We start from the raw sequence: 12,236 nt of genomic DNA on the forward strand, positions 1-12,236 counted from the left end.
GGCGCACGGGTGGAGATCGATACCCCTGTGGACAGCCGCAGCCGTGCCGCCCTTCGCGCCCTGTGGACAACCCCCGAGCGGCCTGCCGATGTGCTAGGAGAGCGCTGCGGCTACCGCTTCGGCGGCGGCCGTGACCTGGGCGCCGACGTCCGCCACGTCGAGCGGGGTCAGCGACACCACCCCCACGCTGCCCTCCAGACCCGGCACGCCGAGCACCGGGGCGGCCACTCCGTACGCGCCGGACTCCAGCTCGCCGCTGGTGCTCACCGGCCCCGGATCGCCGGCCCGCCCGGCCAGCACCGCCCGGCCCGCCGCGCCCCGCTCCAGCGGGTGCCGGGTGCCGGTCCGGTACGCCACGTGGAAGGACGTCCAGCTCGGCTCGACCACCGCCAGCGCGACCCCCTCGCCGCCCTCGACCACCGTCAGGTGGGCGGTCGCCCCGGTGCCCTCGGCGAGGCGGCGCAGCGCGGGCAACGCCCCCTCGGCCAGCAGGGGCTGGGCGCGGCGGGCCAGGTGCAGCACGCCCACGCCGATGCGCAGCCGGCCCTCGCCGTCGCGCCGGAGCATGCCGTGGCCGGTCAGCGCGCCGACCAGCCGGTAGACGGCCGCCCGGCCGATGCCCAGCCGGTGCGCCGCCTCGGTGACTGTCAGCCCGCCCGGCGCGTCCGCGACCAGGTGCAGCAGCCGCAGACCCCGGTCCAGGGTCTGTGCGGTCTCTCCCGTGCGTGCCGCCGTGTCCACAGCACGCAGCGTACGACCCGGCTCCGGCCAACCCGGAAATGTGTGGACGGCTACCCTTGTGAGGTGACGCTACGCCTGTATGACACCGCCACCCGATCGGTGCGGGACTTCGTCCCGCGGGAAGCCGGCAAGGTGGGGGTCTACCTGTGTGGTCTCACGCTCCAGGCCCCGCCCCACATCGGCCACCTTCGCTCCGGCGTCAACTACGACGTGCTGCGCCGCTGGCTGCTCAGCAAGGGCTTCGAGGTCACGTTCATCCGCAACCTGACTGACATCGACGACAAGGTCCTGGCCAAGGCGATGGAGCAGGACCGGCCGTTCTGGTCGATCGCGTACGCCAACGAGCAGATCCTCACCGCCTCCTACCGGGCGCTCAACGTGCTCCCGCCGACGTACGAGCCGCGCGCCACCGGGCACATCCCGGAGATGCACGAGCTGATCGTCCGGCTGATCGAGACCGGCCACGCCTACCCGGCCACCGACGGCTCCGGCGACGTCTACTTCGACGTGGCCTCCTGGCCCGCGTACGGCTCGCTGTCCGGCCAGTCCCCGGCGGACATGCAGCCCGCCGGCGACGCCCCCGACCGGGGCAAGCGGGATCCGCGTGACTTCGCGCTCTGGAAGGGCGCCAAGCCGGGCGAGCCGGCCGACGCCTACTGGCCGTCGCCGTGGGGGCGCGGGCGCCCCGGCTGGCACATCGAGTGCTCGGCCATGTGCTGGCGCTACCTGGGCCCCGAGTTCGACATCCACGGCGGCGGGCTCGACCTGACGTTCCCGCACCACGAGAACGAGATCGCCCAGTCGCAGGCAGCCGACCTGCCGTTCGCCCGCTACTGGGTGCACCACGGCCTGCTCGGCATCGGCGGCACCAAGATGGGCAAGTCGCTCGGCAACACGCTCGACCTCGACTACGTGGCCTCGCTCGGGGTCCGCCCGGTGGAGCTGCGCTACTACTACGTCGCCGCGCACTACCGCTCCCGCATCGACTACTCCGAGGACGCGTTGCGCGAGGCCGCCGTGGCGTACCGGCGGATCGAGGGCTTCGTGCAGCGGGCGGCCGAGCGGGTCGGCACGGGCCGGCCCGGCGGCCTGCCGGACGCCTTCGTGGCCGCGATGGACGACGACCTCAACACGTCGGCGGCGCTGGCGGCGCTGCACGAGGTGGTTCGTGACGGCAACACCGCGCTCACCGCCGGGGACGATGTGACCGTCCGCACGGCGCTCGCCGCCACCCGGGCGATGCTGGATATCCTCGGCGTCGACCCCCTGGACCCGGCCTGGACCGGCGGCGGCCGCGCGGACGACCTGCGCGGCGTGGTGGACTCCCTGATCGCGCTGGCCCTGGAGCAGCGCGCGCAGGCCCGCGGCCGCAGGGACTGGGCCGCCGCCGACGCCGTACGCGACCAGCTCAAGCAGGCCGGCGTGGTCGTCGAGGACACCCCCCAGGGCCCGCGTTGGACTATTGGAGAGCAGGACTGATGGCCGGCAACTCGCAGCGCCGTGGCCGGCGACTGACGCCGAAGGCGGGCGCCCCCAAGGGCACCGGTGGCAAGAACAAGGACTCCCTCGCCGGGCGGGGCCGCACGCTGCCCGCCGACGAGCGGCCCTGGCACAAGGCGTACTCGGGCACCGAGAAGCTGCCCCAGCGCACCGCCTGGAAGCAGGACAAGGAGCGCCGCACCGCCGCCGAGGAGGGGCGTGCGCCCAAGATCGGCCAGCCCGGCACCAAGGACACCACCTGGGGCAAGGGCAGCCGGGCCGGTGTGCCGCTCAAGGGCGGCAAGGGCAAGCCCGCCGGCCGGGGCGGCCCCCGGGTCGCGCCGGGCCGTAAGGCCAACCCGGCGAAGGACAGCCCCGAGCTGCTGGTCGGGCGCAACCCGGTGCTGGAGTCGCTGCGCACCCAGGTGCCCGCGACCGCGCTCTACACCGCGCAGGGCATCGACATGGACGACCGGGTCAAGGAGATCGTCCGCACCGCCGCCGACCGGGGCATCGCGATCCTGGAGGTCAGCCGCGCCGAGCTGGACCGGATGACCGGCGGGGTGCTGCACCAGGGCGTCGGCCTCCAGGTGCCGCCGTTCGCCTACGAGCCGTTCGACGACCTGGTCGCGGCGGCGCTGGAGCAGGCCGCTCCGCTGCTCGTCGCGCTGGACGGCGTCACCGACCCGCGTAACCTCGGCGCGGTCATCCGCTCGGCCGCCGCGTTCGGCGCGCAGGGTGTCTTCGTACCCGAACGGCGTGCCGCCGGGATCACCGCGACCGCCTGGCGGACCAGCGCCGGCGCGGCCGCGCGCGTGCCGGTGGCCCAGGTCACCAACCTGACCCGGTCGCTCAAGGCGTGCAAGGAGGCCGGCTTCGTCGTGGTCGGCCTGGACGCCGACGGGCAGACCGACCTGTACGACCTGGAGGCCGCCGTCGGCCCGCTCGTCGTGGTGGTCGGCTCGGAGGGCCGAGGGCTGTCCCGCCTGGTCGGGGAGACCTGCGACCTGACCGTCAGCATCCCGATGGTCTCCGAGGTGGAGTCGCTAAACGCCAGCGTCGCCGCCGCGGTCACGCTCGCCGAGGTCGCCCGCCGCCGGTCCGTCGAGGCCTGACCGAGAGCAACGAAAAGGGCGGTCCGCCGTGGCGGGCCGCCCTTTTCGCGTACGTCAGATCCGCTGGCCGGTGGCGGCGTGGAAGACGTGGCTGCGGCCGGTACGCGGCTTGACGAACACGGTGTCGCCCATGTTCGGCATGCTGCGCCGGTCGGTACGGACCACGAACCGCTCGTTGTGGCCCTCCAGCGCGGCGTGGCCGTAGATGTTCGCGTCCGAGCCCAGGTCCTCGACCAACTCGACCACGACCGGCATGCCGCCCTCGGACGGGCTGACGAGGTCGCAGTCCTCCGGCCGGAAGCCGACGGTGACCTTGCCGTCGCCGCCCTCGGCGTTGGCCGCCTGGACCTGCTCGCGGGTCAGCGGCACGATCATCTCGGCGAACGCGCCGCCCTGTTCGGTCAGCTTCACCGTCTTGATGTTCATGGCCGGGGAGCCCATGAAGCCGGCGACGAAGACGTTGGCCGGGGTGTCGTAGAGCGCCCGCGGGGTGTCCACCTGCTGGAGTACGCCGTCCAGCATGACCGCCACCCGGTGACCCATGGTCATGGCCTCGACCTGGTCGTGGGTGACGTAGACGGTGGTGACGCCCAGCTTCGCCTGGAGCGAGGCGATCTGGGTACGGGTCTGCACACGCAGCTTGGCGTCGAGGTTCGACAGCGGCTCGTCCATGAGGAAGACCTGCGGCTCGCGGACGATCGCGCGGCCCATGGCGACACGCTGGCGCTGCCCGCCGGAGAGCGCCTTCGGCTTGCGGCTGAGGAACTCCTCCAGCTGGAGCAGCCCGGCCGCCTCCTTGACCCGCCGGTCGATCTCCGCCTTCGAGGTCTTGCGCAGCTTGAGGGCGAACGCCATGTTCTCGTACACCGTCATGTGCGGGTAGAGGGCGTAGTTCTGGAAGACCATCGCGATGTCGCGGGCCTTCGGCGGGAGGTGGGTGACGTCCCGGTCGTCGATGTAGATCGCGCCGTCGTCGACGTCCTCCAGGCCGGCGAGCATCCGGAGGCTGGTGGACTTGCCGCAACCGGACGGGCCGACCAGGACGAGGAACTCCCCGTCACCGATCTGGAGGTCGAGCTGGTTGACGGCGGGGCGCTCGGTGCCCGGATAGATCCGGGACGCCTTCGAGTAGGTGACCGTAGCCATGATGGAGCGCTTCCTTTCACCGGCAGGAACGTGCCGGACGATCCGAGTGAAGGAGCGACCGGCGCCCAAGGCGCCGGCCAACGGGGTCGTCGCTCAGGCAGCCGAGGCCGGCCGGAGTGTCGTCCGTGTCACTGCACGGTAAACGGCTTTCGCGATCGTGCCAAGACGTGGCGCGACGGATGGGACGGACGGCATACGCATAACGGGCACAGAGGCACGGCGAGGCATCAATCTCCCCGGCTGGGAGCGCGGCCGGGTGATGATCCATCGTCATCCCGGTCGGGATACCGACGTTTTCCGTGCTCGGAACCCCTGCGAGGCGGGATTTCCGGGGCTCAGTCGCTATGCTGACCCCTACGCACGCGCCCCTGTAGCTCAGCTGGCCAGAGCACTCGCCTTGTAAGCGAGATGTCGCCGGTTCGATCCCGGCCGGGGGCTCCAATTCCATCAGGCATTTCGCGGCGGCAGTCGCTGCGATCTGGCCAGTGACAGCGGCGGGCTCATGAGAGCCCGCAGGCGATCCGGCTGACCTGGAGCAGCCATCACCACTGGGCATGACGATCAGGCGGCGCCACGCTCGCTGACCGGTCGGCGGCGCAGGTTCGGGTTCAGCAGGGCCGGGGGCAGATAGGCCTGGTCGAGCCGGGTGACATCGGTGCCGGGCGCGACGATCTCATCGATCCGGTCGAGGATCTCGTCGGTGAGCGTGACGTCGACGCCGGCGAGCAGGTCGTCGAGGTGCTCCATCGTGCGCGGGCCGAGGATTGCGCTGGTCACGCCGGGGTGTGCGATGGCGAATGCCATGGCGAGGTGGGTCAACGGCAGGCCTGCCTCGTCGGCGAGCGGGATGAGTTGTTCGACGATGTCGATCCGGCGCTCGTCGGTGAGGTGTTTGGAGAAGCGGGCACGGCGCAGGTCGTTCTGCTCGCCCTTGCGGACCCGGCCGGTGAGCATTCCCTGCCCGAGTGGGCCCCACACCAGCGTGCCCATCCCGTAGCGCTGCGCGGCCGGCAGCACCTCGCTCTCGATGCCGCGGTTGAGGATCGAGTAGGGCGGCTGCTCGGTGTGGAAACGTTCCAGCCCGCGCCGCTCGGCGACCCACTGGGCGTCGACGATGTCGGAGGCGGGCATCGTGGATGATCCGATCGCCCGGACCTTGCCACTGCGGATCAGGTCGGAGAGCGCCGAGAGCGTCTCCTCGATGTCGGTGTCGGGGTCCGGGCGCTGGATCTGGTAGAGGTCGATGTGGTCGGTCTGCAGGCGGCGCAGCGAGTCCTCAACCGCGGTCATGATCCAGCGGCGGGAGGCGCCTCGCCGGTTGGGGTCGGTGGCCGCACCCGGCGTCCGGGGCAGCGCGATCAGCCTGGGCAGGCCCACCTTGGTCGCGAGGACGACGTTGTCCCGGCGGCCCTTGAGGGCCCTACCCACGATCTCCTCCGAGTCGCCGTAGGCATCGGCGGTGTCGACGACGTTGATCCCCGCGTCCAGCGCCTTGTGAATGACCTTGATCGAGTCGCCGGGGTCGGGATTCCCGATCACGGTGGCGAACATCAGCGTGCCGAGCGCGTACGGGCTGACCTTGATGCCCGTCCGGCCCAGGGTGCGGTACTGCATGAGCGTCTCCCTGCGGTATCGTCGTTAGGTGGAAAGTCTTTCCGGAACTGAACTATACGGAAAGGCTTTCCGGAAAAGCAAGGGAGGTGTAGCTGTGTCCGACAACAGAGCAGATTCCGGTGTTCGCGACCGCGCCCCGCGCCGGATGCGCACCGACGCGCGCCGCAACATCGAGTCCCTGCTCGAAGCTGCGAAGACGGTCTTCGGCACCGTCGGCGTCGACGCCCCCGCCAAAGAGATCACCGATCTGGCCGGCGTCGGCGTCGGCACGCTCTACCGGCACTTCCCGCAGCGCGCGGACCTGATCAAGGCCGTCATCGAGCGGGAGATCGACGCATGCGCCGACGCGGCCCCGGCCCTGGCCGCCACGCACGAACCGGGGGTAGCCCTCGCGAAGTGGCTCGACCGGTTCACCGCGTTCGTCGCGACGAAACGCGGATTTGCCGTGGCCCTGCACTCCGGCGATCCGGCGTTCGACGGCCTGCCCGGATATCTCCTGCAGAAGCTGGGACCGGCCCTCGAGTCGTTGCTCAAGGCCGCGACAGCCAGCGGTGAGGTCCGGGCCCGGATCAGTGCCCAGGACCTGCTGTACGCCGTTGCGAAACTGTGCGCGCCCATGCCGGACGAGGAACCCGACTACGGGCGGCGCATGGTCGCGCTCCTCGTCGACGGACTGCGGTCCGGCGAGCCCCCGCACTGACACACACCAGTCGACTCGGGCGGAGCTGAACGGACGATCGGGTCGAGCTGGGACGGGCGCAGGCGCTGTCTAGCAATTAGTGCCAACGTCAACGCGGACGTACTCGACCGGCCACGGCCAGCGGGCGGCGAATGGCTCGCGGTAGTCGCCGCCAGAGACGGACGCGGACCCGCGGCACCCAGGGCTGGTAAGCGAGGCATCGCGAGGCTGGCTCCGCGCCCGCTCATTCTATGTCCGGATTGGCGGTGCCCCGCCGGGCAAGGTGACAAGTGTGGTCTTGCGGCGCTTGTGCTTGCAGGGTTTCCTGCGAGGGCTTTCTCACGCTTATGAACCGCGAGAAATGCGGCCCAGGGAAGATGATAGGAACGGCTGGTTCGATTGCAACAATGCCGGCCGCCACCCGGTTAACATCCGGGCCGCCGATCAGAATCAGGATGCCGGTCGGTCCGATCGTCACGCAGAAAATTGTTGTCATCCCGTACCGTGACAGATGCCCCGATCTCCCGAATTCGATCTTGGATGGGCGTCAGTGCCAATACGTCTTCGAGCCCCACTAACCCGGATGGCTCCCATCCGTCATTCTGAGCTCGGTCGTGGTCCCCCACTACTGCTGTTAGTTGCCCGGCCGTCATGCCACGCCAAAATCTCCGTGCCCATAGTTGGCTTGCCTTTCGCCTGCCTTCGGTGTGCAACCAGACGACGACGCCACCGATTGCCGCCGCTATCAAATTCGTCAGGATGTCGCCGGATGACTTCCAAAGCCAGGTAAGGATTTGACCAATGACCTGCACGTTCCCTCCCGCCTCTGTTGATCATCTTCGCCTGGATGCGTACAGACCATGGTAGATAGAGCTGTCCATGAATAGGTCATTCAATCGGAGTTTCATGCGCTGGCTCACCGTCAACGTGCCGGGCGCCCCCGGGTCGGGAGATCCTGCTGGAGAAGCCGAGCCCGCCGACTCTGGAACGGATCGGGAAGATGCGCCAGCGCCCATGAAGGGCGAGTGACCGGGTTAGTCTCGCGGTCCCCGACCGTGGAGGTGCCGATGCCCAGCCGCCTGCTCTACCTGGTCCGTCACGGCGAGCAGGACCGCCCGGAGGAGGAGGCGGACACCGGACTGTCCGAGCGGGGCCGGCGGCAGGCGACGCTGCTGGGTGAGCGGCTGCGCGGCACGCGCTTTGCCGCCGTACACCATGGGCCGGCCCGCCGGGCCGCGGAGACCGCCGGGCTGGTCGCGGCGTCGCTGCCGGGTGTTCCGGTACGCGAGGACGACCGCGCGGGCGATCACATGCCGCACGACACCGACCCGGCCGGCCTGCCCGAGCGGTACGTGGCGTTCCTGGCCGGCTTCACCGAGCGGGAGCGGCGGGACGGGCCGCGCGTGACGGCGGAGGCGGTGGCCCGGTTCGCCGCCGCCCCCGCGCAGGGTGACGTACGCGAGCTGGTCGTCACCCACAACTTCCTGGTCGCCTGGCTGGTGCTGAGCGCGCTGGAGGCGCCGGCCCGGCGGTGGATCGGGCTCAACCAGCAGAACTGCGGGTTGACCGTGATCCGTTACAGCTCGGGCGGCCCGCCGGCGCTCATCGCGTTCAACGACGTCGCCCACCTGCCGCCCGAGCTGCGTGCCACCGGCCTGCCCGACGACTACCGGATCTGACCGGCGCTCAGGCGAGCAGCTTCACCACGGCGTCGGCCACGGCGCGGGCGGACTGCGGGTTCTGGCCGGTCACCAGGCGCTCGTCGACCACCACGTGCTCGGTGAAGTCGGGTGCCGGCACGTGCTGCGCGCCGGCCTCGGTGAGCTTGTCGGCGAGCAGGAACGGCACCTCGTCGGTGAGGCCGACGGCCGCCTCCTCGCTGTTCGTGAACCCGGCCACCCGCTTGCCGGCGATCAGCCGGGAGCCGTCGGTGAGGGTGAGGTTCACCAGCGCCGACGGGCCGTGGCAGACGGCGGCCACCACGCCGCCGCGCTCGTAGATCGAGCGGGCGATGCGGGCCAGGTCGGGGTCGTCCGGGAAGTCCCACATGGTGCCGTGACCGCCGGCGAAGAGGATCACGTCGTACCCGTCCGGTTCGACGTCGGCGGCCTTCGGCGTGTCGGTGACGCCGGCGGTGGCGAGGAAGTCGTTCTGGGTGCTGTCGTTCTCGTCCCGGCCGTCGACGGGCGGCTCCCCGCCGGCCACCGACACCAGGTCGACGTCGTACCCGGCGGCCCGGAACACCTCCCACGGCTCGGCGGCCTCGCCGACGTAGTAGCCGGTCGAGCGGCCGGTGCGGCCCAGCTCGGAATGACTGGTCATGGCGATGAGTGCGCGAGTCATGCCTTCCATGCTGGCCCGCTCGTCCGCCGGCCGGCCATAGGCCGATGTCACAGCCGGAACGGGTTTGAGGTCGGGCGGGTCAGCCGGTGGCGCCGTTGAGCAGGTCCACCACCTGCGCGGTGACGGCCGGCGGCGTGGCCTTCGGCGGGCAGTCCACGTAGCCGACCTGGTTCGGCCCGATGGTGAGCCGGTAGGTGAACGCGTCGGCGCACATGGGCGGCGGCACTGTCACGGCGGCCTCGGCGGCCAGCCGGGGGTCGGCGGTGAGCTGCCGCAGCCGGGCGAGTTCCGTGTCGCTGAGCCGCCCCTCCCGGGAGGCGCCGGCGCGGTCGGTCCTCGTCCACTGACCGTGCGGCTCGACCCGGACGGTGTCGGTCACCCCGGCGATGCCGCCGGACTTCTCCAGCACGACCTCGGCGGCCAGCGGCGGGGGGCCGTCCGTGATGACCGGTGGCTCGTCGGCGCGGGCGCAGCCGGCGAGCGGGACGAGAAGGGCGGCGACGGCCGCCACGGCGGGGGCAGCTCTCATACCGGATCGGACGCGCGACGGGACCACCCGGTTCCGGGTCACCGCTCCTCCTCATCCGTTCGGTCAGTGTCTCCGGCGGGAGCTCGCCAGCCTCTTTCACGTTCTTCGATGTATCGCTATATCTACACCAGTGACAACCCCCGTCACAACATCAGCCTTCGGAGGAGGGCCCGTGAAAAGATCCGTCGCCGCCGTCAGCGCAGCGCTGCTCACAAGCAGCGTGCTGGCCTGCGTCACCACCTCTGCGCAAGCGGCAGCGCCAAGCGCACCCAGTCCCGAGACCTCGGCCGCAGCCCGGTCCGCGAGCCTGCTGCGCGCCAACCCCGGCGCCGTCCAGGGCGCCAGCGGTGAGGCCTACCAGGCCGTCCGCACCAAGGTCGACCCGTCCGGGGCCGCGCACACCCGCTACAGCCGGACCTATCAGGGTCTCCGGGTGTACGGCGGTGACTTCGTCATCCACACCGCCGCGAACGGCAGCATGACCGGCGCGTCGGTCAGCCTCTCCGCCCCGCTGACCCTGAGCACCACCGCGAAGGTCGGCGCGGACGCGGCGAAGGCCAGCGCCCGCAAGACGTTCTCCGGCTCGGTCACCTCGGTCGGCGCGCCGGAGCTGTTCGTCGACGCCAGCAGCGGCAAGGGCCGCCTCGCCTGGGAGACCGTCGCGACCGGCTGGAAGGCGGACAAGCAGACGCCGTCGAAGCTGCACGTCATCACCGACGCCACCACCGGCAAGGTGATCGGCTCGTACGACGAGATCGAGACGGTGGCCGGCACCGGCCAGGGCATCTACACCGGCTCGGTCACCATCGACACGACGCTGTCCGGCAGCACGTACCAGATGATCGACCCGGTACGCGGCAACGGCCGTACCTGCGACATGAACAACGGGACCTCCACCTGCACCACGTTCACCGACGCGGACAACGCGTGGGGCACCGGCGCCACCTCGAACCGGCAGTCGGCCGCCGTGGACGCCCACTTCGGCGCCGCCAAGACGTTCGACTACTTCAAGAACGTGCACGGCCGCAACGGCATCTTCGGCAACGGCCAGGGTGTGCCGAGCCGGGTGCACTACGGCAACAACTACGTGAACGCCTTCTGGGACGGCGCCCAGATGACGTACGGCGACGGTTCGGGCAACTCCCGTCCGCTGGTCTCGCTGGACGTGGCCGGGCACGAGATGAGCCACGGTGTCACCGAGGCGCTGGCCGGGCTGGTCTACTCCGGCGAGTCCGGTGGCCTCAACGAGTCCACCAGCGACATCTTCGGCAACATGGTGGAGTTCTACGCCGCCGCGCCGAGCGACCCGGGCGACTACCAGGTCGGTGAGAAGATCAACATCAACGGCAACGGTACGCCGCTGCGCTACATGTACAACCCGTCGCTGGACGGCTCGTCCGACTCCTGCTGGTCCACCAGCACGAAGAACAAGGACGTGCACTACTCCTCCGGCGTCGGCAACCACTTCTTCTTCAACCTCGCCGAGGGCACCGGCGCCACCGCGTACGGCACCTCGCCGGTCTGCGGCTCGGCCCCGGCGGTCACCGGCATCGGCCGCACCAAGGCGGAGAAGATCTGGTACCGGGCGCTCGACGTGTACTTCACCTCGAACACCTCGTACGTGAACACCAGCAACCCGGCCAACACCGCCCGCGCGTACACCCTGCGGGCCGCGACCGACCTGTACGGCAACTGCTCGACCGAGTACAAGACCGTCCAGGCCGCGTGGACCGCGGTGAACGTGGCCGGCAACGACGCGCCGTGCAGCTCCACCGGCAACGACTACTCCGTCTCGCTCTCGCCGACCGCCGGGTCCGTGACCGCGGGTGGATCGGTCTCCGCCACCGTCGCCACGTCCACCACCAGCGGCACCGCGCAGACCGTGACGTTCTCCGCGTCCGGCCTGCCGACCGCCGCCACCGCGTCGTTCAGCCCCACCTCGGTGACCTCGGGCGCCTCGTCCACCCTCACCATCGCCACCGGCTCCGGCACCCCGGCCGGCACCTACACGGTGACCGTCACCGGAAGCGCGGCGTCGGGCACGAAGACCGCCACCTACTCGCTGACCGTCAGCAGCGTCGGCGGCGGCTGCACCGGTGCCGGGCAGAAGCTCGGCAACCCGGGCTTCGAGTCCGGCAACACGGTCTGGAGCTCCACCTCCGGCGTGATCGGCCAGCACGGCACCAGCCAGCCGGCCCGCACCGGCACCTGGAGCGCGTGGATGAACGGGTACGGCAGCACCCGTACCGAGACGCTGTCGCAGTCGGTGAGCCTGCCGAGCGGCTGCTCCGCGTACACCCTCTCGTTCTGGCTGCACATCGACTCGGCCGAGAGCACCACCAGCGTCCAGTACGACAAGCTGAACGTGCAGGTGCTCAACTCGTCCGGCTCGGTGCTGGCCACGCTGGCGACCTACTCGAACCTGAACAAGGCCGCCGGCTACAGCCAGAAGTCGTTCAACCTGGCGGCGTACGCCGGGCAGACCGTCACGCTGAAGTTCACCGGCACCGAGGACGTCTCGCTGCAGACCTCCTTCGTGCTCGACGACACCGCGATCAACGTCTCCTGACCTGATCGCCGATCCCGGGGC

At 70.5% G+C, this 12,236-nt stretch carries 11 protein-coding genes and 1 tRNA gene; 6 read left to right on the forward strand and 6 right to left on the reverse strand.

The window, feature by feature from the left end; genetic code table 11:
• Positions 1–93: 93 nt before the first annotated feature.
• Complete coding sequence (locus tag AB0B20_RS07190) at positions 94–741, reverse strand: helix-turn-helix domain-containing protein (protein WP_357389935.1); 648 nt, start codon at positions 739–741, stop codon at positions 94–96.
• A gap of 63 nt (positions 742–804) precedes the next feature.
• Here AB0B20_RS07190 and cysS point away from each other — a divergent pair, with 63 nt between their 5' ends.
• The gene (gene cysS, locus AB0B20_RS07195; RefSeq protein WP_357468913.1) at positions 805–2,220 is read left to right on the forward strand and encodes a cysteine--tRNA ligase; all 1,416 of its coding nucleotides are present in this window, start codon (positions 805–807) and stop codon (positions 2,218–2,220) included.
• On the forward strand, positions 2,220–3,335 hold the full coding sequence (gene rlmB / locus AB0B20_RS07200) for a 23S rRNA (guanosine(2251)-2'-O)-methyltransferase RlmB (protein WP_357389931.1): 1,116 nt from the start codon (positions 2,220–2,222) through the stop codon (positions 3,333–3,335). Before cysS ends, rlmB begins: the two co-directional genes overlap by 1 nt.
• Positions 3,336–3,389: 54 nt before the next feature.
• On the opposite strand, the gene ugpC is transcribed toward rlmB, so the two are convergent.
• Positions 3,390–4,481: a sn-glycerol-3-phosphate ABC transporter ATP-binding protein UgpC gene (ugpC, locus tag AB0B20_RS07205; protein ID WP_357389929.1), complete on the reverse strand. Its 1,092-nt coding sequence runs from the start codon at positions 4,479–4,481 to the stop codon at positions 3,390–3,392.
• 364 nt (positions 4,482–4,845) lie between these two features.
• Here ugpC and AB0B20_RS07210 point away from each other — a divergent pair.
• Positions 4,846–4,922: transfer RNA gene (locus tag AB0B20_RS07210), tRNA-Thr, on the forward strand.
• A gap of 120 nt (positions 4,923–5,042) precedes the next feature.
• Here AB0B20_RS07210 and AB0B20_RS07215 read toward each other — a convergent pair.
• On the reverse strand, positions 5,043–6,095 hold the full coding sequence (locus AB0B20_RS07215) for an aldo/keto reductase (protein ID WP_357389927.1): 1,053 nt from the start codon (positions 6,093–6,095) through the stop codon (positions 5,043–5,045).
• 145 nt (positions 6,096–6,240) lie between these two features.
• Here AB0B20_RS07215 and AB0B20_RS07220 point away from each other — a divergent pair, with 145 nt between their 5' ends.
• Positions 6,241–6,795 (forward strand): TetR/AcrR family transcriptional regulator, encoded by a 555-nt coding sequence (locus AB0B20_RS07220; protein ID WP_357389925.1) that lies wholly within the window; start codon positions 6,241–6,243, stop codon positions 6,793–6,795.
• A 223-nt stretch (positions 6,796–7,018) separates the two neighbouring features.
• Here AB0B20_RS07220 and AB0B20_RS07225 read toward each other — a convergent pair whose 3' ends face one another.
• Positions 7,019–7,252: a hypothetical protein gene (locus AB0B20_RS07225; protein ID WP_357468918.1), complete on the reverse strand. Its 234-nt coding sequence runs from the start codon at positions 7,250–7,252 to the stop codon at positions 7,019–7,021.
• Positions 7,253–7,841: 589 nt separating this feature from the next.
• On the opposite strand from AB0B20_RS07225, the gene AB0B20_RS07230 reads away from it, so the two are divergent.
• Entirely contained in the window at positions 7,842–8,453 is a 612-nt protein-coding gene (locus AB0B20_RS07230) for a histidine phosphatase family protein (protein WP_357389923.1), read from the forward strand.
• A 7-nt stretch (positions 8,454–8,460) separates the two neighbouring features.
• Here AB0B20_RS07230 and AB0B20_RS07235 read toward each other — a convergent pair whose 3' ends face one another.
• Complete coding sequence (locus AB0B20_RS07235) at positions 8,461–9,117, reverse strand: type 1 glutamine amidotransferase domain-containing protein (RefSeq protein WP_357389921.1); 657 nt, start codon at positions 9,115–9,117, stop codon at positions 8,461–8,463.
• A 79-nt stretch (positions 9,118–9,196) separates the two neighbouring features.
• Positions 9,197–9,628: a hypothetical protein gene (locus AB0B20_RS07240; protein ID WP_357468921.1), complete on the reverse strand. Its 432-nt coding sequence runs from the start codon at positions 9,626–9,628 to the stop codon at positions 9,197–9,199.
• 190 nt (positions 9,629–9,818) lie between these two features.
• On the opposite strand from AB0B20_RS07240, the gene AB0B20_RS07245 reads away from it, so the two are divergent.
• On the forward strand, positions 9,819–12,215 hold the full coding sequence (locus AB0B20_RS07245; RefSeq protein WP_357468924.1) for a M4 family metallopeptidase: 2,397 nt from the start codon (positions 9,819–9,821) through the stop codon (positions 12,213–12,215).
• Positions 12,216–12,236: the final 21 nt, after the last annotated feature.

The organism is Micromonospora sp. NPDC049151 (assembly GCF_040648395.1).
Taxonomy (GTDB): domain Bacteria; phylum Actinomycetota; class Actinomycetes; order Mycobacteriales; family Micromonosporaceae; genus Micromonospora.